23 protein-coding genes, 1 tRNA gene, 1 rRNA gene, 1 other RNA gene and 1 other annotated feature are annotated in these 24,821 nt (G+C 37.0%); of the genes, 8 read left to right on the plus strand and 18 right to left on the minus strand.

What is annotated here, in order from left to right; translation table 11 throughout:
* Positions 1-229: 229 nt before the first annotated feature.
* The 6 genes from H9632_RS17945 to ffs form a co-directional block, all read right to left on the minus strand.
* On the minus strand, positions 230-499 hold the full coding sequence (locus H9632_RS17945) for a pro-sigmaK processing inhibitor BofA family protein (protein ID WP_191705437.1): 270 nt from the start codon (positions 497-499) through the stop codon (positions 230-232).
* A gap of 64 nt (positions 500-563) precedes the next feature.
* Entirely contained in the window at positions 564-779 is a 216-nt protein-coding gene (locus H9632_RS17950; protein ID WP_191705438.1) for a YaaL family protein, read from the minus strand.
* 16 nt (positions 780-795) lie between these two features.
* Complete coding sequence (gene recR, locus H9632_RS17955) at positions 796-1,392, minus strand: recombination mediator RecR (RefSeq protein ID WP_191701843.1); 597 nt, start codon at positions 1,390-1,392, stop codon at positions 796-798.
* Between the two features lie 68 nt (positions 1,393-1,460).
* Complete coding sequence (locus tag H9632_RS17960; protein WP_191705439.1) at positions 1,461-1,775, minus strand: YbaB/EbfC family nucleoid-associated protein; 315 nt, start codon at positions 1,773-1,775, stop codon at positions 1,461-1,463.
* A gap of 26 nt (positions 1,776-1,801) precedes the next feature.
* Positions 1,802-3,547, minus strand: a complete 1,746-nt coding sequence (gene dnaX, locus H9632_RS17965) for a DNA polymerase III subunit gamma/tau (RefSeq protein WP_191705440.1) — start codon at positions 3,545-3,547, stop codon at positions 1,802-1,804.
* Positions 3,548-3,699: 152 nt separating this feature from the next.
* An RNA gene (gene ffs / locus H9632_RS17970) (signal recognition particle sRNA large type) lies at positions 3,700-3,967 on the minus strand.
* A 158-nt stretch (positions 3,968-4,125) separates the two neighbouring features.
* On the opposite strand from ffs, the gene H9632_RS17975 reads away from it, so the two are divergent.
* From H9632_RS17975 to H9632_RS17990, 4 genes are all read left to right on the plus strand, one after another.
* A tRNA-Ser gene (locus tag H9632_RS17975) sits at positions 4,126-4,218 on the plus strand.
* Between the two features lie 161 nt (positions 4,219-4,379).
* Positions 4,380-5,642 (plus strand): ATP-binding protein, encoded by a 1,263-nt coding sequence (locus tag H9632_RS17980; protein WP_191705441.1) that lies wholly within the window; start codon positions 4,380-4,382, stop codon positions 5,640-5,642.
* Positions 5,643-6,521, plus strand: a complete 879-nt coding sequence (locus H9632_RS17985; RefSeq protein ID WP_191705442.1) for a response regulator — start codon at positions 5,643-5,645, stop codon at positions 6,519-6,521.
* A gap of 81 nt (positions 6,522-6,602) precedes the next feature.
* A complete protein-coding gene (locus tag H9632_RS17990; RefSeq protein ID WP_191705457.1) occupies positions 6,603-7,871 on the plus strand; it encodes a cation:dicarboxylate symporter family transporter in 1,269 nt (422 codons plus the stop codon).
* Between the two features lie 46 nt (positions 7,872-7,917).
* Here the strand turns inward: H9632_RS17990 and H9632_RS17995 are convergent, their stop codons facing one another.
* Entirely contained in the window at positions 7,918-8,538 is a 621-nt protein-coding gene (locus tag H9632_RS17995; RefSeq protein ID WP_191705443.1) for an RraA family protein, read from the minus strand.
* A gap of 156 nt (positions 8,539-8,694) precedes the next feature.
* Between H9632_RS17995 and H9632_RS18000 the strand changes: the two genes are divergently transcribed.
* Positions 8,695-9,072, plus strand: coding sequence for a sodium:proton antiporter (locus H9632_RS18000; protein ID WP_191705444.1), 378 nt, complete (start codon positions 8,695-8,697; stop codon positions 9,070-9,072).
* Between the two features lie 45 nt (positions 9,073-9,117).
* Here the strand turns inward: H9632_RS18000 and H9632_RS18005 are convergent, their stop codons facing one another.
* The 3 genes from H9632_RS18005 to H9632_RS18015 all read right to left on the minus strand — a co-directional run bounded on the left by H9632_RS18005 (position 9,118) and on the right by H9632_RS18015 (position 11,358).
* Positions 9,118-9,786 (minus strand): deoxynucleoside kinase, encoded by a 669-nt coding sequence (locus tag H9632_RS18005; RefSeq protein ID WP_191705445.1) that lies wholly within the window; start codon positions 9,784-9,786, stop codon positions 9,118-9,120.
* The gene (locus tag H9632_RS18010) at positions 9,783-10,421 is read right to left on the minus strand and encodes a deoxynucleoside kinase (protein WP_191705446.1); all 639 of its coding nucleotides are present in this window, start codon (positions 10,419-10,421) and stop codon (positions 9,783-9,785) included. The genes H9632_RS18005 and H9632_RS18010 overlap by 4 nt, the downstream gene beginning before the upstream one ends.
* Positions 10,422-10,545: 124 nt before the next feature.
* Complete coding sequence (locus H9632_RS18015; protein ID WP_191705447.1) at positions 10,546-11,358, minus strand: hypothetical protein; 813 nt, start codon at positions 11,356-11,358, stop codon at positions 10,546-10,548.
* A 104-nt stretch (positions 11,359-11,462) separates the two neighbouring features.
* On the opposite strand from H9632_RS18015, the gene tadA reads away from it, so the two are divergent.
* On the plus strand, positions 11,463-11,966 hold the full coding sequence (tadA, locus tag H9632_RS18020) for a tRNA adenosine(34) deaminase TadA (protein WP_191705448.1): 504 nt from the start codon (positions 11,463-11,465) through the stop codon (positions 11,964-11,966).
* An 8-nt stretch (positions 11,967-11,974) separates the two neighbouring features.
* Positions 11,975-12,673, plus strand: coding sequence for a TMEM164 family acyltransferase (locus H9632_RS18025; RefSeq protein ID WP_191705449.1), 699 nt, complete (start codon positions 11,975-11,977; stop codon positions 12,671-12,673).
* 318 nt (positions 12,674-12,991) lie between these two features.
* Here the strand turns inward: H9632_RS18025 and H9632_RS18030 are convergent, their stop codons facing one another.
* From H9632_RS18030 to serS, 4 genes are all read right to left on the minus strand, one after another.
* Positions 12,992-13,843, minus strand: coding sequence for a hydroxymethylglutaryl-CoA lyase (locus H9632_RS18030; protein ID WP_191705450.1), 852 nt, complete (start codon positions 13,841-13,843; stop codon positions 12,992-12,994).
* A 10-nt stretch (positions 13,844-13,853) separates the two neighbouring features.
* Positions 13,854-15,020 (minus strand): acyl-CoA dehydrogenase family protein, encoded by a 1,167-nt coding sequence (locus tag H9632_RS18035; RefSeq protein ID WP_191705451.1) that lies wholly within the window; start codon positions 15,018-15,020, stop codon positions 13,854-13,856.
* An 11-nt stretch (positions 15,021-15,031) separates the two neighbouring features.
* A complete protein-coding gene (locus H9632_RS18040) occupies positions 15,032-15,808 on the minus strand; it encodes an enoyl-CoA hydratase/isomerase family protein (RefSeq protein ID WP_191705452.1) in 777 nt (258 codons plus the stop codon).
* A 361-nt stretch (positions 15,809-16,169) separates the two neighbouring features.
* Positions 16,170-17,462: a serine--tRNA ligase gene (gene serS / locus H9632_RS18045; RefSeq protein WP_191705453.1), complete on the minus strand. Its 1,293-nt coding sequence runs from the start codon at positions 17,460-17,462 to the stop codon at positions 16,170-16,172.
* Positions 17,463-17,670: 208 nt separating this feature from the next.
* Positions 17,671-17,887: a binding site (T-box leader), on the minus strand.
* Between the two features lie 149 nt (positions 17,888-18,036).
* On the opposite strand from serS, the gene pdxR reads away from it, so the two are divergent.
* Positions 18,037-19,449: a MocR-like pyridoxine biosynthesis transcription factor PdxR gene (pdxR, locus tag H9632_RS18050; protein WP_191705458.1), complete on the plus strand. Its 1,413-nt coding sequence runs from the start codon at positions 18,037-18,039 to the stop codon at positions 19,447-19,449.
* Positions 19,450-19,491: 42 nt separating this feature from the next.
* Here the strand turns inward: pdxR and asnB are convergent, their stop codons facing one another.
* From asnB to rrf, 4 genes are all read right to left on the minus strand, one after another.
* Positions 19,492-21,318 (minus strand): asparagine synthase (glutamine-hydrolyzing), encoded by a 1,827-nt coding sequence (gene asnB / locus H9632_RS18055; protein ID WP_191705454.1) that lies wholly within the window; start codon positions 21,316-21,318, stop codon positions 19,492-19,494.
* A gap of 126 nt (positions 21,319-21,444) precedes the next feature.
* Positions 21,445-22,785, minus strand: a complete 1,341-nt coding sequence (locus H9632_RS18060) for a D-alanyl-D-alanine carboxypeptidase family protein (protein ID WP_318247718.1) — start codon at positions 22,783-22,785, stop codon at positions 21,445-21,447.
* A 131-nt stretch (positions 22,786-22,916) separates the two neighbouring features.
* A complete protein-coding gene (gene guaB / locus H9632_RS18065; RefSeq protein ID WP_191705456.1) occupies positions 22,917-24,383 on the minus strand; it encodes an IMP dehydrogenase in 1,467 nt (488 codons plus the stop codon).
* Positions 24,384-24,745: 362 nt separating this feature from the next.
* Positions 24,746-24,821 (minus strand): 5S ribosomal RNA (rrf, locus tag H9632_RS19175); the annotation flags it as partial.

A 24,821-nucleotide genomic window follows, 5' to 3' on the forward strand; every position in this document is an offset into this window, starting at 1 on the left:
AAGTTAAAATCTATTGTTTGCTTCATTTAAGAAGCTTGTTTCATTAACGTTGCTTGTTCAGTTTTCAAGGTTCATTGCGCCATCTCTTATGACAACTTTTATATCATATCATCCATGCGATTGTTTTGTCAACAACTTTTTTTGGATGTTTTTTATAATCTGTTGTCGTCGTTGCGACTTATAATAATATATCACGATATTATTAAGTTAGCAATACTTTTTGTTAATTTTATTTCATCAATATTAATAAACTAACACACATCACTCCAGGCAGACCTAAAACTGCAATCATAAGCACAGAGAAAAAATTAATCGGAACATGGAAAAGAACCCCACTAGCCCCCATTATTAAGTTACCTATAAATAAAACAACGATAACAGCCGCAATTTTAAACCAAAACCACGCAAAATACTCCCAGACTTTCCCTCGGCTCTCTTTGTTCAAGAAAAAAAGAAATAAGACAACAAAACAGATCATAGTTAAAACTATGTATCGCATAGCACCATCCTTTTTTCATTTAGTGGTAACATATGCATCTGCTTCGGTTCTTATTTCTAAAAGATTATTTAATTAATACACGGCGTACTCGCGCTTCTTTATACAAATAGTAATGGATACTTTCAGCTTTTTTTCGTTCAGCCATTACATCTAGATTATAGTCGTCCGTTAACCCTTCAATTACCTTCGCATTTTGCAAAGTTTCCTTCGTCTCTTTAATAGAAGAAACTAACTTGTCGTCGAATTCTTTTTTGAGCTTCCCTTTACGTGAAAATAACATCGTGCTTCCCCCTGCTTTATAACTCTCTTCTTCCTTCTAATGCTTTCGATAATGTTACTTCATCAGCGTATTCCAAGTCCCCACCGACGGGTAAGCCGTGTGCAATACGTGTTGTTCGAAGGCCAGATGGCTTAACAAGACGGGAGATATACATCGCTGTCGCTTCACCTTCAATAGTAGGATTAGTCGCTAAAATTAATTCTTGTACACGTTCATCGTGCAAACGTGCCAATAACGAAGCAACGTTAATATCCTCTGGTCCAATACCATCCATTGGTGAAATTGCTCCATGCAGTACGTGATATAAACCTTGATAATCACGCATTTTTTCCATAGCAATAACATCTTTTGGATCTTGAACGACACAAATAGTAGAAATATCTCTTTGTTTATCCGAACAAATATGACATGGATCTATATCTGTTATATGACCGCATTGTGAGCAATATAGTAAATTACGTTTTGCATCAATCAGTGCTTTCGCGAATGTTGATACGGTATCTTCTTTCATTGTTAAAACGTGAAATGCTAAACGCGCAGCAGTTTTAGGTCCAATCCCTGGTAATTTCATAAAACTGTCGATTAGCCTGGATATCGGCTCTGGATAATGCATCCTATTCCCCCCTATAAAAAGGCACATCCCAAAGCTTGAGATGTGCTTTTATTTCTACATGTTTCAAATTAGAAAGGAAGGTTCATCCCTTGTGTGAATTTGCCCATTGTAGAATTCGTTGTTTCTTCTACTTTTTTAAGTACTTCGTTCGTTGCGATAATGATTAAATCTTGTAACATTTCGATATCTTCTGGATCAACTACAGATTCATCTAAATTTACTTCCAACACTTGGCGTTGACCGTTCATCACAACTTTGACCATACCGCCACCAGCAGTACCTTCAAATAACTCTGCATTTAAAGCCTCTTGTGCTTCCATCATCTCTTTTTGCATTTTTTGCATTTTTTTCATCATACCTTGCATATTACCCATACCACGCATATTAATTTCCTCCTTTAAATGTGTAATTATTCTTCGATAACCTCAACAATTTCTTTTCCAAAATGCTTTTCAGCTTCCGTTACAAGTGGATCTTGTGTTTCTAGCATCTGAACATCATCCATGAAAGAAGGCTCATCCGTTAAATCCGTTGTGGCATCCCCATCATTCATTCCGGAATTTTTCTGGTTTAGACCATTTTCCTGAATGAAATTTTCCCGAAGACGACCCCAAGCTGGCTCCGGAATACATAAAAGTTCATACTGTACCCCTACTTCCGACGCTATCCTCTGCGTAAACAATGAAACAAGAACGTTGTTGTCCGCTACCATTTGACAATGTATATCATACTTGAATTTTATCACAAAAGCACTTGCATTTGCGGCAACTGGCTCTGCATCTGCCAATAAAGCGGCATGAGACTTTTGTAAGCTTGATAAACTAATAGCCCAGGCCGATTTCACTTTTTGTAAATCCGTTTTTGTTGCTGATTTTAATACTTCTTGAATACGGCCCGTTGGCGCATTGTATTGATTACCTTGTGGACGTACACGCTGACGAGGTTGTTCATTTTGTTGAACGGATGCTCCTCCATCTTGAAGTTGCTGTGTCAGTTGACCTAAACGACTTTCAAGTGCAGCTACTTTCCCTTCGATTTCAGGGTCTACTACTGCAGTTCCTTGTGTTGTTGCTTTATACTGCGCCATTTTTAAAAGTGCAGTTTCTAAATAAATTTTCGTATGATGTGAAAAACGCATCTCTTGTTGCGTTTTTGCTAAAATATCGATAAAGCCATATAGTGTACTTGCATCAAATTGCTCAGCCAAAGTTAAAAATTTATCTTCAGGTGCAATAAACTCCAATAGTTCCTCTAATGTACCGTCTGTTTTTATAAGCAGTAAGTCTCGGAAAAATGTAATAAAGTCTTCTGCCAAACGTAATGGCTCTTTTCCATCTGCAATTAAATTTTCCACACTGCTTAGTACTTGCGCAACTTCCTTTTTTAAAAGGGAGCTGGCAATATCATAAAATGCATCCTGGCTAACAGAACCTGTTACAAGGAGTACATCTTCCAACTGAACATGTTCATTACTGAATGATACGACTTGATCAAGTAGACTCAGTGCATCACGCATACCACCAGCTGCCGCTTGTGCAATTGCTTTTAACGCTTGCTCATCATACCCCATACCGATGTCTTCCAATACAACCTTCATACGCTCTACTATATCTATAGAAGAAAGTCGTTTAAAATCAAAGCGCTGACAACGGGAAATAATCGTCGCTGGTAATTTATGAGGCTCTGTCGTCGCCAAAATAAACACTGCATGCTCAGGTGGTTCCTCAAGTGTTTTTAGTAATGCATTAAATGCACTTGTAGAAAGCATATGCACCTCATCAATAATATACACTTTAAAGCGTGCATTCGCTGGGGCAAAGCGTACCTTTTCTATTATATCTCGCATTTCTTCCACTCTAGAGTTAGAAGCTGCATCAAATTCAATAACATCCGTATGTGATCCTTCAGTGATAGTTATACAGGTCGCACACTCGTTACACGGCTCACTTGCTGGAGCATTTTCACAGTTTAAAGCTTTTGCAAAAATTTTCGCAGTACTTGTCTTACCTGTCCCGCGTGGACCAGAAAATAAATAGGCATGTGTTGTTTTGCTTGCAAGGAGAGCATTTTGAAGGGTCCTCTTCACATGTGTTTGCCCAGACATTTCACGAAATGACTGCGGTCTATAAACACGATAAAATGCTTGATATGTCAACCTTTCCCTCTCCTTTCATAATAAAAATCCATAAATTCAGTATAGCATAAAGTAATACGAAACTCTTTTGAAATCAAACGAATATACTTCATACAAATAAAAAAACGCACCCATCAAATTTTGATGGGTGCGTTTGAATTGGTAAGTTAATACCGTGCACCTTTCTTCGACTACCGCACATAAGCGTTACTCTTGTCGTCAGCTCGGGTTAGGCTACCCCGCGGCACATAAGTGATTCCACTTAATGCTGCTTCCTTCCGGACCTGACATGGTTCATGGGTACTTATTGCGCAGGACCCAACCGTCAACACTACGTGCAAAAGGCAGACCAAACAATACGGACAGCCTCAGAAAAGGAATTCAATCTTGCTAGAGCGGATTGCAAGTTACAGGGCACCGCTACCTCCCCATCTAGCACGGCAAGTATTAGTATACTAAGCAAGCAATAAAAATGCAATGATATGTCCCAATTAAATTTTTTCCATTTCAAAAAAAATATCTTTATTTGCAAAAAAAATTATTGACGTAAAATTTATTTCGTGATAAATTATTCTTTGTCGAAAAGACAGCTTATATTTGGAGGTATACCCAAGTCCGGCTGAAGGGATCGGTCTTGAAAACCGACAGGCGGGTAACACCGCGCGGGGGTTCGAATCCCTCTACCTCCTCCATATTTTTAACATTACTCCGCTACAGCTATTGGGCGGTTTTTTTATATAAAAAATCATTTAAGTACTATTTCTACTTGTTAGAAATAGTACTTTTTGTATTTATTTTTGCTTTTCATGTACAATTAACTCCTAAAACAGGCTTTTAAAGGCGGTATATTACTTTGGAATCGACTCAACCTCGAATAAAATCAATGAATTTATTTCTCTTTATGCTGCTTATGGCATTTTTCACAGCTATAGGTGGTGAAATAAAATTTATTCCTTTTGAAGATGGACCGTTCCGTTTTGGATTAGGGAGCATTATTTTTTTCTTTGCATTATTAATTCGCCCATTACCAATTATTACAACAGGCCTTTTAACAGGTATGGTTGTAATTATCGGCCGGTCACTATTGGATTTTTTAATTTATGGTCAAGCTCTTTCTGTTCAACTACTCGAACATTTACCAGCAGGGATTTTCTATATAACCTTTGCACTATGCTTTAAATTAATTGCATTGGATGAATTAAAAAAACATCCGCTCATTCTTGGTTTATTAGGAACATTATTTGAGGTTATTTCCAATATGGTCGAATATATTCTTACGGAGCTACTTCTCGTCTCTGACCAGGAAACGTTGATTTCTTTTTTACTGTTTATCGTAGTAGGATTATTACGTAGCTTTTTCGTTGTCGGTATCTATAGCATAATCACCATGTCAGAACAACAAAAGCAATTAAAACAACTTATGACAATTCATTCAGAGTTATATGTTGAAGCTCTCTATTTAAAAAAGACCATGAATCAGATTGAACAACTTACCGCAAATAGTTATCAGCTATATAAAAAGCTAAAAACAACGGAAGAAAAGCATGCGATGGAGGCTTTATATATTGCTCAAGAAATTCACGAAGTTAAAAAAGATCATGAGCGTATTTATGCAGGCCTTTCAAAAATTACAAATCAAAATTATCCGTCCAAATTTTTATTAACGGATATTTTAAGTTTTATTGTAGAAGCTAATGAAAGCTACGCAAAATATTTAAATAAATCGATTTCATTTACTTTAATATGTCCAGACGATTTTGTAATTAAAAAGCATATTGCCCTTTTCGCCATTTTAAATAATTTAATGGCAAATGCTGTAGAAGCAATTGAGAAAAGCGGGTTTGTTACACTAAGTGTTACTGTCGAAAAAGAAACAACAACTTTCATCGTGGAAGACAACGGAATCGGAATCGAAGAATCATTAATTCCGGTTATTTTTGATGCTGGCTATACGTCCAAGTTCAATGAACAAGGACAAGGCTCCACAGGAATTGGTCTGTCGCATACGAAAACAATTGTCGAAAACCTCAATGGAGCTATTCACGTAACAAGTGATACATCGACTAGCTTTATCGTACAAATCCCTTCAAAGAATATTCAAAAGGAGATTTTATAAATGCGTTATTTTATAGTGGATGACGACCGTGCAAGTCGGGTGATGCTTAGTAATATTATCAACGACTGTGAACTTGGGACTGTCATTGGGGAGGCAAAAAATGGGCTTGATGCTATTCCTCAAATTTTAATGATGCAGCCGGAATTTGTATTAATCGATCTATTAATGCCTAAGTTGGATGGTATCGAGACAATTGAACGCCTTCAACAAAATGGTTTTAAAGGTCATTTTATTATGATTTCGCAGGTAGTCAATAAAGAAATGGTTGCAGACGGCTACTCAAAAGGGATTGAATTTTTCATCCATAAACCAATTAATAAAATTGAAGTGCAAATGGTTTTAAAACGGACGACAGAGCAATATTTATTGAAAAATTCCCTGGAAGTTATTCGACAATCTTTAACAAATTTTAATATTACAGAAGTGACCCATACCAAAAAAACAACACGCGAACATATTCAGTCAATCTTAAATGATATGGGGATTGTCGCCGAAGTTGGTAGTGAAGATATTATTAAAATTATTGAACAGTTATTAATCGAAAAGCATAAAATTGCCCCACTCCCTCCGTTAAAAGAGATTTATGAACGTGTAGCAATGCTGACGAAAAGTACACCGGACGATATACTTAAAGAGAGTAAAGCCATAGAACAGCGCGTGCGCAGAACAATTTTGGCTGCAATGATTAACTTAGCAAACATGGGGATTGTCGACTATACAAATTCTGAGTTTGAATACTATACTCCCCGCTATTTTGATTTAACCGATATTCGATATTTAATGAAGCAAATTGAAAATAATGACCAACGAAAAGCAAAGGTAAATATCAAAAAATTCATTCAAGTATTATATTCTGAAATTATTAGTAAAGTTGATTAGTCGGATTTTGTCGGATTTTGTAGGTATGAAATAAAATTAATTTTAGGCTAGTCCTGAATCTGAATTTTTAGGGGGAACAATATTTTGAAAAAGCTAAAAATTAGTTTAGCTGCTCAAATTTTAATCGGTCTTGTACTTGGGGTTATCGTTGGAGCAGTATTTTTTGGGAATGAAAATGTACAATCATATTTACAGCCACTTGGCGATATATTCTTAAACTTAATTAAGATGATCGTAGTACCGATTATTATTTCGACACTAATCGTTGGCGTTGCCGGAACTGGTGACTTGAAACAATTAGGTCGTCTTGGCGGTAAAACACTTCTTTATTTTGAAGTTATTACAACAGTTGCAATTGTTGTTGGGTTATTAGCAGCAAATCTATTCCAACCAGGTGCTGGAATTGACATGAATGAGCTGCAGCAAACAGATATTTCTTCTTATGTAGAGACATCAGAACAAGAAGAAGCAAAAGGAACTTTCCAAATCATTGTTGATATTGTACCAAAAAATATCATCAACTCTATGGCTGAAGGCGATATGCTAGCAATCATCTTCTTCTCTGTAATCTTTGGTTTAGGGGTAGCAGCCATTGGTGAACGAGGAAAACCAGTACTTGCATTCTTCCAAGGTACAGCAGACGCCATGTTCTGGGTTACAAACTTAGTAATGAAATTCGCACCAGTAGGGGTATTTGCGCTTATCGGTGTAACCGTTTCCAAATTCGGTGTAGAATCCCTTATTCCATTAGGAAAATTAGCGATTTTAGTATATGCCGCAATGATTTTCTTTGTAATCGTTGTTTTAGGTATTACAGCCCGTATTTTCGGTATTAATATTTTCAAACTGATTCGTATGATTAAAGATGAGTTATTACTGGCCTTCTCTACTTCTTCATCAGAGACAGTATTACCTCGCATTATGTTAAAAACAGAACAGATGGGTGCACCAAAGGATATCGTATCATTCGTTATTCCAACAGGTTACTCATTCAACTTAGACGGCTCGACACTTTACCAGGCAATTGCAGCACTTTTCATTGCTCAAATGTACGGTATCGAACTTTCAATAGTAGAACAAATTACATTAATGCTTGTATTAATGGTAACATCTAAAGGTATTGCCGGTGTTCCTGGGGTATCATTCGTAGTACTTCTTGCAACATTAGGCTCTGTAGGAATTCCACTTGAAGGTTTAGCATTCATCGCAGGTATTGACCGTATTCTTGATATGGCTCGTACAGCTGTAAACGTAGTAGGTAACACATTAGCTGCACTTGTTATGGCAAAATGGGAAAAACGTTTCGACGAGAAGCAATTTGCCGAGTATCAAGCTGCAAACTTAAAATAAAGATATGAAAACGCCGTAGTGAGATACAACACACTACGGCGTTTTTTTATTTTACAACTTTCGACAAGTAAGCGCGTATGGAAGCTTCGCCATTATGTAAAGCTTCATGTTCCCTCGCTTCATCCTTTGCCACTTTTGCTTCTGCTGCTTCTATTATCTGTTGGATATCTTTTTGTGGAATGACAATTACCCCATCAATATCACCAACAACATAATCACCTGTTTGTACGACAACGCCACCTACTGATACAGGCCCCCCAACAGTACCACCGCCATGTTTATTGCCTGCTGCTACTGTTGTTCCTAATGCAAATACAGGGAAATCAATAGATTGTGCGGCTGCTAAGTCCCGAATTACCCCGTCGACTACAAATCCCTGTATTCCGACGCCTTGTGCAAGTTGCATGACGAAATCACCTGCAACTGCACGATTTGTATTCCCCTTTGCATCGATAACTAAAATATCTCCCTTTTCTGCTTGACTAATTGCTTCTAAAACAGCACCGTTTTCCCCGTCCGGTAGTCGTACCGTTCGCGCACGTCCAGCAATTTTAAAATGATCGGCCAGTGGTTTAATTGATGCTGCAACATTCGTATGCCCCCCTGTTGCATCGGAAATTGCCGTCGTTGGTAAAACAATTAATCGTTCTACTATTCTTAAAGTCATATTTCCATCCCCTTTTCGCTATAATGTTACAAATCAGAAAAATTCGTAAACACTTTTAGCATAAACGAAACAACTTTTTTTTTACAATATTTTTTAAAATCGTTACAAATTTATACATATTGGGAATACTTAAACTACTTAAAAGGGGGATTATTCATGAACAATCGACTCATTGAAATTGTAACAAATGATGTTGGTGAAACTGTTTATAAAATGAAGACCTTTGATATACATGTTACAGCTAAGTTAACAGGGGGAATTGCGCCGACGATTACTTATATTCATGAAGATAAAGATGTTACGGATGATATACGTGCCATTCGTTTTCATTTTGAAAATCCTGCTTCTTATATTGAAAATTACGCCTCTTTTCAAAAAATGCTTTTTGAAAAAGAACAACGTGCAGTTAATGAATTGTATGAAATGATTAGTATAAAACCTAAAAATATGTCGACCGGTAAGCAGATTTTATGGAGCTCTTTCGTATTCTTGCTTGTAATGATTCCAGTTTTTATTATTCTCTTAATAAAATAAATAAAGACCGATTTCTGTCATGATACAGAAATCAGTCTTTTTTCATTATTTTCTTAGATGGCTTGTTTGCTCTAGCATATAACCAATGCGCGCTACAATATCTTCCACTTGATCAGGATTTTTCATTAAATCGTAATCATTAATATCAATGCGCAATACCGGACACGCATTAAAGTTATTAATCCAGTTTTCATAGCGTCCATGCATTTCCTGCCAGTAAGTATGAGGCGTTTGTTGCTCCATCTCACGCCCACGTTCCTGAATACGACCAATAACATCATCAATCGGTCCCTCTAAATAGACAAGCAAATCCGGGTGCGGGAAATAAGGCGTCATCACCATGGCATCGAAAAGATTTGTATATGTTTCATAATCTATTGGTGACATTGTACCTTTGTCAAAATGCATCTTTGCAAAAATACCTGTATCTTCATAAATTGAACGGTCTTGAATAAAGCCCCCGCCATACTCAAATATACGCTTCTGTTCTTTAAAGCGCTCAGCTAAAAAGTATATTTGTAAATGGAAGCTCCATTTTTCAAAGTCATCATAAAATTTATCTAAATAAGGGTTTGTATCAACCTTTTCATATGATGTTCGGAAATTTAAGCTCTGTGATAATGCCTTTGTCATTGTCGATTTCCCGACACCAACTGTTCCTGCAATTGTAATAACCGCATTCGCAGGAATATTGTACTTCTCTCTTAAGTTCATTTCTGATGCAAACTCCTTTGTTGTAACTTTTCCTCTACTACTCGTAGTACATACTGTAAATCTTCTTCGCTCTTTACAAAATCAAGTTCATCTCCATTAAGCGAGATGACAGGAATTTCTGGATGCATCTTTTCAAAATGCCCGATAAATTCATGATAATCACTTGAAAGTTGTTCCATATATTCACGTGTTATGTTCTTTTCTACTTCACGACCGCGCATCGCAATTCGTTTCATTAAAGTATCCAAACTTGCATGTAAATAAATGACCATGTTTGGCTTTGGCATATCAGCCGTTAAAATTTTATAAATCGATTCGTACTTTTCATATTCTGATGCCTTTAAAGTACGCTTCGCAAAAATTAAATTTTTAAAAATATGATAATCAGCCACTACCGGACCTTGCGCTTCAATAATCTCATGAATATCAGATAATTGCTTATAACGATTGCACAGGAAAAACATTTCCGTCTGGAAGCTCCACTCATTGATATTTTCATAAAACTTACCGAGAAATGGATTTTCATCTACAATCTCTTTTAATAAATGATAATCAAACGTTTGTGATAAGGCCTTAGATAATGAGGTCTTCCCAACACCAATCGGACCTTCTACTGTTATAAATGGCACAGACATTAGAAGTGCTCCTTCTCTTTTTATAGTCAATGCTTTTCATTTTATCACAATGATTAATAGACAACAAAATAAACAATTGTATTTTACTGAAATCATGAAAAAAGCTGTTCTAAACATAAATCATTCAGTCGAATTGAGCAAGTGCCTGTTCTTGTTGTTCAAACACTTCATTACATTTTTGTTCATAGTCTAATTCAATCCTTTCACGTTCAGTGTTCACCATCTCTTCAAGTGAATGTTCCTTTTCTATTAATTCTTGTTCTAAAATATCTCGTTGTTGTTCAATTTTTTCATTTAAATTCTGTAATTTCTCAAACAATTGATCCTCAAGCTGGTTTTGCGATGCTTTCTCACTATCCAGGAGCTGTTCAATGGCTTCATCACGCATTTGCTCAAGTAATTCATACTTCTCCTCATGCTTCTCTTCCAACAGGCTAAATTGATGCTCATATTTTTCACATAAGTTGAGGAGTGCGGACTGCAAATTATCCATCTTCTGTTCAAAGCCAGCTACTAGTTGCCTACTTTGTCCCCCTTGTCTCAACAACTCCATCTGTTGATGCTGATAATGTTTAAATATTACACGTTCTTCCACTTGCATTTGCCCAAGCATCTCTACCTTATTTTCTCTATAGCCATTAACTTCTTCACTATAGTCACTCTTATATTTTTCTAATATAATTTGTATTTTATTTTCAAATAGCAATTTTATTTTACCCACTGCTAGATCACTATTTTGTTTAAGAAGATTTCCTTCATTTTGCTTCCGTTGTTCAAGTGCAATTAATTGTTCTTCATACTGCCTTTGTAAAGTCATATATATTTGTATTTTATTTTTCTCAACTATTTGTAATTTTGCAGTATAATTCTGATATAAACTCTCCAACTGTTTTTCAAAATAATCGTTCACTTCTTCTATTGTTTGAAATGAATTCATAATAATCCTCCTTCAAACTTTTCCCTTCATCATAGCACGTCTAATTCTATAGTCGCCTAAGCATTTCAACTCATGCTAAACTAAATATAGGGAGTGATAGATAAATGCTCGAAAAGAACGATCACTATTACATGCTAGAAGCATTAGAAGAAGCAAAAAAGGCAGCTGCCCTGGGAGAAGTCCCAATTGGTGCCGTCATAGTATATAAAAATGAAATTATTGCACGGGCACATAATTTGCGGGAAACAACCCAAAACGCTCTAACACACGCAGAGAGCATGGCGATTCAAGAAGCATGCAAAAAAATAGGTAGCTGGCGTCTAGAGGAAACAACTTTGTATGTTACATTGGAACCTTGCCCCATGTGCGCAGGTGCAATTCTCCAATCACGAATACCTCGAGTAGTTTACGGGGCACGTGATATTAAAGCGGGTTGTGTTGACTCGTTATATCGTTTATTAAATGATGCACGGTTTAATCATGAATGTGATGTTACAGAAGGAATACTAGTAGATGAGTGTGGTCAAATTTTAACAGACTTTTTTAAGGCTATACGCGAACGTAAAAAACAAGAGAAATTACTGCGAAAACAACAACAAGAAAAGTAGGTGGCACGGTGGGCGGATTTGCTATTTTCGATTCCATTCATATGACATGGCTTATTTTTATTAGTTTGTTTTTAACTATTTCAATATATAGTTATCATTATATTGCTAGTAAACAGCAACAGCTCTTTCAAAAATTAATTTTTTGGCTGTTGCTGTTTTTGGAAATTATGAAACAAATTTACTTAATTGTCACTGACCAATATTCATATTGGAGCCCACCATTCCATTTATGTGGGCTAGGTATTTTTATTACTGGTTGGCATGCTTACTTTTCAAACCGTACAACAGCTACACTACTATATACACTCACTTTACCTGGAGCTGCTATTGCTCTATTATTTCCTGGGTGGACAGCTGATCCAGTGGGAGGATTTTTACATATCCATAGCTTTGTATTTCATGCCTTGCTAGTAGCCTTTATTTGCCCGTTAATACGAGAGCGTCAGCTGCATACCACATTCCGAGATATTTGGCGCTCGGTATTGCTTTTACTCATTACGGTACCATTTATTTATTACTACAATGCACGTTTTCAAACGAATTTTATGTTTTTAAATCGACCAGTGAAAGGGACACCCCTCCAGTGGCTTTATGATGCATTTGGCGCTTCCGGTTATTTATTGAGTTTGGCCGGGGTTATTTTTAGCATTTGGATTGTGCTCTATGTACTTCTAAACATACAAAAACGACGAAACGTTTCCTTTTAGTTGTTTCGTCGTTTTATTTTTCAATATAAAATTAGTCTATTTTAATAATTATTCGAGAATTATCCCCAGTAGCTAATAAATCAAAGCCTTCATTAATTTCGTCTAATGGAATAATATTCGATAATAATTGGTCCACTGGTAGTTTACCGGATTTTATCATATGCAAATAATGCGGTATATCTCTCAATGGGAAAAAGACTTGCCGCTTTAATCTGGATTAATACTTCGCCTTCTTGGGGGGCATCCAGTTCAATTTCTTCTATATGAATCGGTTTACTTTCCGCATACGGCTTTAAATGGTTTCAGTTTTAGCCCTCCTTAAACTAAGTTACTGGCAAAAGCGGAGACGTCCTTCAATTTTTCCTGCTGAATATTTGTCTTAATTTGCATTGCTTCAAACAGCTCCACAACTTTCTCTGTTGCTACATTTCCAGTTGCACCAGGTGAAAATGGGCAGCCGCCAAGTCCTGCTATCGAACTATCAAACTTTTCAATTCCGGCATTTAAGGCAGCTATGATATTGGCATAGGCAAAGCCATTTGTATCATGGAAATGGGCTACAAATGTTGTTTGAGGAAAATCTCTTTTTAAAGCGCTAAACCGTTCATATACTATGCGCGGATTTGCCTGACCATTTGTATCGCCGATTGAAATTTCATCAGCCCCATCCTTTACAAATTGCTCGACAACCCTTTTCACTTGCTCATAGGAAATAGCACCTTCATACGGGCAGCTAAAACACATGGACACATATCCTCTGATAAACTTGTGCTGAGCTTTTGCCTGCTGAAACATTTCGCTGCATTCTTCCAAAGAATCAGCAATGGAACGCTTAATATTTTTCTGATTGAATGTCTCGCTTGCACCTACAAATACTGCAATCTGTGGAACACCTGCTTCAATTGCACGTTCCAGCGCTTTCATATTTGGAGTTAAAGCAATATAATCTAGTCCTAACTCATTGCAAAATGATGTGATTTCCTGAGCGTCCGCCATTTGCGGCACAATTTTCGGGTGGACAAAGGAGGCCGTTTCGATTCGCTGAAATCCTGATTCATATAATTGTTTGATTAATTGTTTCTTTTCATCTGTTGGAACAAAGCTTGCCTCGTTTTGCAGGCCATCGCGTGGTCCTACTTCAATAATTTCTATTTGTTTTGGAAAGTGCATGATCTTCACCTCAATAAGATTTTGGAAGTTTTAATATATGTTCTCCGACGTATGATAAAATTAAATTTGTTGAAATTGGAGCTACCTGATATAATCGTGTCTCTTTAAATTTACGCTCAATATCATATTCAGCGGCAAAGCCAAAGCCTCCGTATGTTTGAATGGCTACATTGGCCGCCTCCCAGGATGCATCTGCCGCCAGGAGTTTCGCCATATTGGCCTCTGCTCCACAGGCTTGGTGTCGATCGTAAAGTTCCGCTGCTTTTATGCGCATCAAATCAGCTGCTTCAAGATGAATGTGGGCTTGTGCAATCGGAAATTGTATCCCTTGGTTTTGTCCAATAGGTCGATCAAAAACGACACGTTCTTTTGCGTATTTCGTTGCCCGTTCAATAAACCAGCGCCCATCGCCAATACATTCTGCCGCAATTAAAATCCGCTCGGCATTCATCCCGTCCAAAATATAGCGGAATCCTTTTCCTTCCTCGCCAATCAAGTTCTCTACCGGCACTTTTAGATTATCGATAAATAATTCCGTTGTCGCATGGTTCATCATCGTTTTGATGGGACGGACTTCCAAGCCATTGCCGACTGCTTCATTCAAATCAACAACAAGTACCGACAAGCCGTCACTCTTTTTTACACATTGGTCTTTTGGCGTTGTACGCACCAATAAAATCATTAAATCCGAATGCTCAACACGCGATATAAATACCTTCTGACCGTTCACGATATAATGGTCGCCCTCACGCTTTGCAAACGTTTTTAAGTTTGTTGTATCCGTTCCTGTATTTGGTTCGGTAACGCCAAATGCCTGTAAACGAAGCGAACCATCAGCGATTTTTGGCAAATATCTTTCTTTTTGTGCTAGTGAACCATGACGTAAAATAGTCCCCATCGTATACATTTGAGCATGGCAAGCTCCTGCATTACCACCTGATCGATTAATTTCCTCTAAAATAACAGACGCCTCTAATATTCCTAAACCTGAACCGCCATACTGTTCAGGAATCAAGGCTCCTAAAAAGCCAGCCTGAGTAATTGCCTCGACGAAATCTGTTGGATAGCCATCTATTTCGTCTAACTTTCGCCAATATGCACCATCAAATCGTTTACAAACTGCTCTTACACCTTCCCGAAGTTCCTCTAGAAATACAAGATTCTCTGTTTGCATCATATGGTATCCTCCTACCGTCCGATAAAATTAGGTTTCCTTTTCTCATTAAAGGCTAAGATACCTTCCATTCGATCCTCCGAAGCAATGACTTCATTGTACGTTTCAATTTCAATACGAAAAGCATCAGATGCTTCCAATGAACTGATCTCAGCTACTTTTTTTACACCTTGAACGCCTAATGGTGCATTACATGCAATGTTTTCGGCTAATTGTAGTGCCGTTTGCAACACATCTGAGGAGTCAGTCACTGCATTAAATAAACCTGCCTGCTGGGCTTCTTCTACTGGAACAATTCGCCCTGTAAATAACCATTCCTTTGCAATATGTAGCGGTACACGTTTTGGCAATAAGCGTGCACCCCCACCACCAGGCATAATCCCACGAGTGACTTCAGTCAATCCAACTTTAGTATTCCTGCCAGCGACGATTAAGTCCGTATTTAATGCGAGTTCAAATCCTCCCGCAAGTGCATAGCCATTTATTGCGGCAATTGTAGCTTGCTTACAATTAGCTACAGCCTGAAACATTTGCTCAAATAAATGATGCTGTTCTGTCCACTCTACCTCGCTCATCCCTTTACGTTCTTTTAAATCCGCGCCTGAGCAAAAGGCATCTCCAGTAGAGGAAGTTAAAATAATTACACGCACTGGCTGCTCATTCAGTGACTGAAATACAGATAGCAGTTCCTTCGCCATATTGGTATTAAAGGCATGCCGCATTTCAGGTCGGTTTAACGTCACAATCGCAATTTTATCTTCATATTTATATGAAACTTGAATGTATTCCATTCGTTCACACATCCTCCTGTGAGAATACTTGATTATTAAAAGGCTTTATAATAATTGGTGGTACCGAGGTATTAACAAGAGAGCATTAAGCAAGATAATGTTGGAATTATTGAAGTGAAAATAACTGTGCGCGTATATTGAGAGGATTTTATATAAATTGATTTTGATGTATCTGCTGATAGTATTGCTATCTGTAAGTATGTTCTATTAATATTTGAATTTTGTATCAAGTATCCTATTTTCTCGAATATAACAAAATACTCTAACTTTGTAAAACTAATTACTAAATAATATTTTTGTTCATAAATAAAAAAAGTGTGCCGAATCGTTAGATTCAACACACTTTAATTTTTATATTTAATTATTTCACCGTAATTACTTCTACGCCACCCATATACGGACGTAAAACGTCAGGAATAACTACAGAACCATCCTCTTGTTGGTAATTTTCCAATATCGCAGCAACTGTACGACCAATCGCAAGACCTGAACCGTTTAACGTGTGAACGAATTCAGGTTTTGCGCCTGCTTCACGGCGGAAACGGATATTGGCACGACGCGCTTGGAAATCTTCAAAGTTTGAACATGAAGAAATTTCACGGTACATACTTTGTGCTGGAATCCATACTTCTAAATCGTATTTTTTCGCAGCTGTAAAACCTAAGTCTGCTGTACACATTTTTAATTTGCGATATGGCAAGCCTAAAAGCTGTAATACTTTTTCAGCATGACCTGTCAAAATTTCTAGTTGTTCATAAGATTCTTCGGGTTTTACAAAACGGACTAATTCTACTTTGTTAAATTGGTGCTGACGGATCAGTCCACGTGTATCACGACCTGCAGAGCCTGCTTCTGAACGGAAGTTAGCGCTGAATGCAGAGAAAGCTTGCGGCAGCATATCCGCTGATAAAATTTCATCACGGTAATAGTTTGTTACCGGTACTTCAGCAGTTGGAATTAAGTAATAATCCATTTCATCTTCTTCACGGACTAATTTAAATACATCTTCTTCAAACTTCGGCAATTGGCCGGTACCTGTTAGTGAATCGCGGTTAACGATTTGCGGTGGCAGCATTTCTGTATAGCCATGCTGATCTGAATGAAGATCCATCATGAAGTTCAGTAAAGCACGCTCTAAACGTGCACCTAAACCTTTATAGAATAGGAAACGACTTCCCGCAACTTTAGCTCCGCGCTCAAAGTCCACGATATCTAAATCTTTTGCAAGATCCCAGTGTGCTTTTGTTTCAAAATCAAATACCGGCACATCGCCCCAAGTGTACTCTTCTACATTGTCATCTTCTTCTGTGCCAACCGGTACTGATTCATGCGGGATATTTGGCAAACGCATCATCATATCTTTAAACTCTTCTTCAATTGCATTTAACTCGGCATCTAAAGTTTTAATCTCATCCCCTACTTCACGCATACGGGCAATCACTTCTGTTGCGTCTTCCTTATTGCGTTTCATTACAGAAATTTGCTCAGATACTTTATTACGCTCAGCTTTTAATACTTCTGTTTTGGCAATTAACTCACGACGTTTTGTATCTAAGCTTTCGAAGTTGTCCAAGTTTCCTAAGTCCTCATTGCGAGTAAGGAGCATACGTTTTACTTCTTCAAAATTGTCACGGACGCGTTTAATATCTAACATAATTTTTCCTCCTAAAGTTTATGAAATGATGATCCTGAGCACTTTAACGGATTAATGTAGTGGTTCAATTACGCCTTAGCATAATTGCATCCAGATTTTTTTCGAGTTTACTCGAAAATTCCTTTAAAAAATCTGTGATATCCGCCGGTGCATTTTTTCATAGAGCGGACCATGAAAAAATGAATACAAAAAAGCCCTCAATCCCTATAAAAGGGACGAGAGCTACCCGCGTTGCCACCCTAATTGAATAGATTACCTCTATTCCTCTTAACAATTAACGACTCTGGTAAGCCGGCTTCTACCTACTATTAGTTTTCGGAAAAAGCATCTCAAGGACGGATTCACAAGTGTCTTTATCAGCTTCCACCACCCGCTGACTCTCTAAAAAAAACTCGCTTGCTACTACTTCCTATCATCGAATTCATTTATAAATTTAACCATACTGTACTATAAACAGTACATCAATGCAAGTTTTCCCTAAAACATTCATAAATAATTTTTGATGTGCTATACTTTTCTGACATTAATAAATTTCGAAAATTTATACCTTTTACAAAGGTCACAAAAGGAGGTAATTATTATACTTTTCTTTCAGCTACAAAAAGAACATTCTACTCCACTCTATGAACAACTTTATATCGGTATAAAAGATGCCATTACAAATAACCAACTTGCTGTAGGAAGTCGCCTTCCTTCTAAACGGGAGCTAGCAGAATTTTTCAATATTAGCCAAACAACCGTTGAACTGGCTTATTCTCAGCTGTTAGCGGAAGGGTATATTATGTCAAAACCTCGCATTGGTTATTTTGTTGAAGAAATAGATTCATTACCTTATCGTAAAAATAACGTAATGGATTTTAACTTTAAAAATGTAGCCAAGCAAACGGAATATAAAATTGATTTCTCCTCTGCAAAAATCGATGAGGACGCATTCCCTTTTACAACATGGCGAAAGTATGCAAAAGATGTTCTAGATAAGCCATTCAAGCATTTACTGCAAACAGGCGAGCGTCAAGGTGAACTGGCATTACGTGTTGAAATTTCAAACTACCTTCATCAATCCCGAGGTATAGAATGCCAGCCGGAACAAATTGTGATTGGCTCCGGAACCGAACAGCTGCTTCCTATGATTTTAAAAATTTTAGACGATGATTTTCTACTTGCTTTTGAAAACCCAGGCTATTCACCAATTCCAAGGCACCAATTGAGTCAGCTCGCTATTCCTATTTCCGTTGATACAGATGGAATTGTTGTGGAACAATTACAGAAAACGAAAGCAAATGTTGTTTATATTACACCGTCTCACCAATTCCCGACTGGGGCAGTATTATCTGCTAATCGCCGCACGCAGCTATTGAATTGGGCAGCCAAGGCACCAAATCGTTTTATAATCGAGGATGATTACGATAGTGAATTTCGTTATATTGGAAAGCCCATCCCGGCATTACGTGGGCTGGATCAAAACGATTGCGTAATTTATTTGAGCACTTTTACAAAATCCCTTATGCCATCATTACGTGTTGCATATTTCGTATTACCACCAACACTTATTAAACGCTATCAAGAGCATTTTAATTACTATTCTTCCACTGTTCCTCGTTTTGAACAGCATATTTTAGCAAAGTTTATGGAAGACGGGCACTTTGCAAAACACTTAAATCGCATGAGAAAAATTTATCGCAAAAAGCATGATAAATGTATTGAAATTTTTTCAAATTATTATCCACAAATATCAATATCCGGAGATGCGGCTGGTACGAATATATTAATAGCATTTCTTCACGATCAATCTGAATTAGCGCTACAACAAATTGCATTACAGCACAATATTAATATTTTGCCTCTCTCCAATTATTATTTAACGGAACAATCATACTCTAAACGGACATTTTTACTAGGTTTTGGGCATTTACATCTCCATGAAATAGAACAGCAAATCCATGAACTAATGGCCATTTGGAATATCTTCAGAAAATTGGTAAACTGACAAATCTAACATTGAGACGTTCTACATTAAGAACGTCTTACTTTATGTTGAAATAATATCAATCCGGTAATGTTCTACCCAATCATGCAACTGAATTAAGTAGGCAATTAATTGTGGACCAGCCATTAACTGACCGAACCATGGAATCTGGAATGACTGACCATTTGTAGCGAGTAAACGCTTTAATTGGTCATGCTCAAACAATTCATATAATACCGAATCTTTCTGTTGCAAAATTTGCTGTAAACGTTGATGCACAAGTTCTGTATATTTTGGATGGTATGTTTTTGGATATGGATTTTTTTTACGCTCGACTACTTCTTTTGGTAAAAGAGAAGAAAAAGCTTCCCGTAAAATTCCCTTTTCTTTTCCACCACTATTTTTCATTTCCCATGGAATATTCCATACGTATTCTATAATCGTATGATCAGCAAACGGAACACGAACTTCCATACTCGCCCCCATTGTCATTCGATCATTTCTTTCCAGTAGAGTTTGCATAAAGAATAAATTATTTAAATAGAACAATTGCTGGCGTTCTTGCTCCTCCTTATTCCCTATAAAATGGGGCATATCCTTTATCGCTTGGTCATAGGTGTTTTGCATAAACTGCGGCAACTGTAGCCGTTTTTGCCACTCTGTTTTAAATAGCTGTTCCCGCTCCTTTGTAGAACGTAGCCATGGAAACAGACTTTCTGTTTTTTCACCATAAAACCATGGGTAACCACCAAATACTTCATCTGCACATTCACCTGATAATGCAACAGTATGTTCATTTTTCATCTCTTTACAGAATAAATAAAGTGAACTATCAATATCAGCCATACTCGGCATATCTTTCAATATCATGGCATGCTGTAAGCTTTCAACCAAATCCTGCTGAGTAATGGTTACTTGCTTATGGTTTGTTTGAAATGCTTGTTGCATCTTCCCAATCCAAAATTCATCCTGAGATGTTTGAAAGGAGTTCTGCTGAAAATGTTGGTCATTTTCTTCATACGCTACTGAATATGTCGATAAAGTTTTATTCTCTTTGGCCAGTTGTTCAGCCGCTACAGCTGTTATAATGCTTGAATCTAGCCCTCCCGAAAGCATTGTACTGATCGGTACATCACTTATTAATTGACGTTCAATTGCCTTCGTTACAAGCTCCCTTACTGTTTCTATTGTTTCTTCCTCTGAATGTTCATGATGTTTACTTACAATATCCCAATATTGCCAGCTCTTCTTTCCTTCTTTATGAACAACCATGGCATATGCAGGTTTTACTTCTTTAATTCCCTTAAAAATGGCATTACCGACTATTCGTGATGGTCCTAAACTAAATAAAGCCGCCAGCCCTTCTATATCGACTTGTGGCTTTACAAAAGGATGTGCCAATATCCCCTTAATTTCAGAGCTAAATAATATACCACCTTCATATTCATAGTAAAATAAAGGTTTAACACCTAACCGATCACGGCATAAGAATAAAGATTGTTCCTCTGCATCCCAAATAGCAAACCCAAATATTCCATTCAAATACTCCATACATCGTTCTTTCCATTCACAGTACGCAATTAAAATAACTTCCGTATCTGATGTTGTATGGAATGTATAGCCACATTTAATTAGCTGTTCTCGAATTTCATTGGCATTATAAACTTCCCCATTATAGACAATTGTAAAGTTTCCTCTAGTCATTGGTTGGTCACCTGTTACTAAATCAATAATTGCGAGCCTTTTATGTCCTAGCAATGCATGCTTGCTTACAAAATAACCTTCACTATCTGGCCCACGATGTAAAAGCGTTCTCGTCATTTTCTTTATAAGTAATTCATTATCTACTAGATTTTCAGAGTAATCAATCCAACCTGAAATCCCACACATAATTATCCCTCCATAACAACAATGTATGTATGGCACGCTCCATCTACAAATTGTCCCATTCGAAAATTCCATATTTGTATAAAAAAAGAGCCTTTCTATAAGGTTTTCTTATAGAAAGGCTCATATTTATTTAATTAATCCATTCGCAAAACCAAATACACCGCTCCATAAATTAGCAAAGAAGCTTGCAATTCCTTGGAAGAATAGTGCTACTTTCCCTGCACGTTCCACAGCTTCTGTTGTTACAACTTCTGCCACAATGTTAGAGCCGTCAATATAGCCATAATCCGTACCTTGTGTAATATTAACAACAGCTTGGCCTACTACTTGGTTCTTCTCAACCCCAGCTTCTAGTTCTTCTGTTGTCAGCATTAAAGTCGGAACATATAAATCTTTTTCAGTCGTTTTTATCATCACTGAAATAGGATCTTTTATCGCAATATTTACAGCTTCTTCTTTCCCTTTTGTTACAGGAAGTGATTTCTTTTCTTCAAATGTGTAGTTTGCCGGAACAAGTTCTACTTTTGAAAATTGACCAAAACCATAATCAAATAACTTCGCCGTCGCATCAAAGCGTGCCTTATAAGAGCCTACACCTTTAGAATCTACAGCCTTCATTACTACTGCAATTAAACGTGTATCACCGCGTTTTGCTGTACCGGTGAACGTATGACCGGCAAAATCAGTTGTACCTGTTTTTAAACCGTCTACTCCTTCATAAGCATATACAAGACCTGGCAACATAAAGTTCCAGTTTGACATGTTAATTGCATCAGAAGTACCTTCACGGAAGACCTTTTTAGGAATTTTTGCTGTTTCTAACATTTCAGGATGATCTTTCAGTAAATGATACGCTAATTTTGCTACAGAACGAGCCGGCATAACATTCTCATCGTTTTCACCTGTACCTGTTGGATGCATACCTAATAAGTCCGAGTTATTCAAACCTGTTGTGTTAACAAACTTATAGTTTTCTAAACCAAGTTCTTCTGCTTTTTTGTTCATAAGCTTCAAAAATTCTTTTTCTGTCCCTGCAATCGTTTCTGCAATTGCAATTGTTGCCGCATTTGCAGAATAAATAGCCATCGCTTCATATAATTCCTGAATTGTATACGTACCATCAGCACGCAAAGGTACATTACTTAATAAACGGTTTTGAGAAACTTTATATGTATACTCTGTTACATTATATTGTTGATCCCAAGTAATTGAACCTTCTTTAATCGCATCAAGTAATAAGTATTCCGTCATCATTTTCGTCATACTTGCAATACCTAGTGCAGTTTCTGCATTTTGTTCATATAAAATCTTCCCAGTATCTGCATCAATTAAAATCGCTGCATCTACCGTTAACCCTAAATCCGTCTCTGCATTTGTTTTAGCAGGTACGGCCATCGTCAACATACTGAATATTAACACTGGGATTAAGACGAAGCTTAATACCATTTGCTTTCTTACTATCTTCACAAAGCTACCTCCAAAATTTTTATTCTCTAACGACATTTTATCATACATAAGTAGTCAAATGTGTGCTCTTCTTAATAAAAAACGCTACTATCTCAATTTGACGATAGTAGCGTTCAAAAGTTGCCTAGAACTTATTGTAAAGAATAGTTTGGTGATTCTTTTGTAATTTGTACATCATGTGGGTGTGACTCACGTAAACCTGCCCCTGACATTTTAATGAATTGTGATTTCTCACGTAATTCAGCTAAATCCGGAGCACCACAGTAACCCATTCCAGCACGTACACCACCAACTAATTGGTGAATTGTATCTGCTAGAGGTCCTTTATAAGGTAGACGTCCTTCAATTCCTTCTGGAACTAACTTCTTCGCATCTTCTTGGAAATAACGGTCTTTTGAGCCTTTTTCCATTGCACCAAGTGAACCCATACCGCGATATACTTTAAAGCGACGTCCTTGGAAAATTTCAGTTTCTCCTGGAGATTCAGAAGTTCCTGCCAACAATGAACCTAACATTACAGTATGTCCACCAGCAGCTAAAGCTTTTACGATATCACCTGAATACTTAATACCGCCATCAGCAATAATTGTTTTACCTACTTCACGTGCTACTGAAGCAGCATCATAAATAGCTGTAACTTGAGGTACACCTACACCTGCTACAACACGTGTAGTACAAATAGAACCAGGTCCAATTCCCACTTTCACCACATCTGCTCCTGCCTCAAATAAAGCACGTGTACCTTCAGCTGTTGCTACATTACCCGCAATAATATCTAAATTTGGATATGCTGCACGGATTTCTTTAATAGTATTTAATACACCTTGTGAATGACCGTGTGCTGTATCAATTACTACAATATCTACCTGCGCTTCCACTAGCTTAGCAATGCGTACCATTGTATCTTTGGAAACACCTACTGCTGCACCTACAACTAAACGGCCATGGCTGTCTTTAGCTGCATTTGGGAATTCAATAACCTTTTCGATATCTTTAATTGTAATTAAACCTGTAAGTTTCCCATCTTCATCTACAATAGGTAATTTTTCGATTTTGTATTGTTGAAGAATTTTTTCAGCATCTTCTAAAGTCGTTCCTACAGCTGCTGTTATTAAATCCTCTTTTGTCATTACATCATCTATTTTTAATGAATAATCAGAGATAAAACGTAGGTCACGGTTAGTAATAATTCCTACCAATTTTTGATCTTCCATATTATTCACGATTGGAACACCTGAAATGCGGTATTTGCCCATTAAATGTTCTGCATCGAATACTTGATGCTCAGGTGTTAAGAAGAATGGATTTGTAATAACGCCATTTTCAGAGCGTTTTACTTTTTCTACTTCTTCTGCTTGTTCGTCGATACTCATATTTTTATGAATAATTCCAAGCCCACCTTGACGAGCCATTGCAATTGCCATTTTTGCTTCTGTGACAGTATCCATACCGGCAGAAATCATTGGAATGTTTAACTTAATATTATTAGTTAGGTTTACAGATAAATTTACATCCTTTGGTAATACTTCAGAGTGTGCTGGCACTAATAATACATCATCAAATGTTAAACCTTCTTTAGCAAATTTTGTTTCCCACATTTAAGTATGCCTCCTATTTAGAAAAGAATATTATTGTAAGGTTATCAACGTCGACCACGACTGTCAAGATTACATGAAAAATAAAATAATTCGGAATATTACCTCAGTTGATTATTTTAATTTTTTTTACTGTTTTATTATAATTTTATTTTTACTTTTGCTTTATCTTTTCCTTTAATAAACTTTTTATAATATAATTCTTTACTTCAAATATCAGCTATAACAACCTTTATAACAAATTATTTATTTGGTAATATATCCCTTGTTTAATAAAAGGGATTATTAGATTTCTAAGAAGAAAGCATCTTTATTGAATATTTTTATACAAAAAAACCACTGAAAAATTTCAGTGGTTTAGAATTGCGAAGCGACGTCCTACTCTCACAGGGGGAAGCCCCCAACTACCATCGGCGCTAAAGAGCTTAACTTCCGTGTTCG

The organism is Solibacillus merdavium (assembly GCF_014836935.1).
Taxonomy (GTDB): domain Bacteria; phylum Bacillota; class Bacilli; order Bacillales_A; family Planococcaceae; genus Solibacillus; species Solibacillus ferritrahens.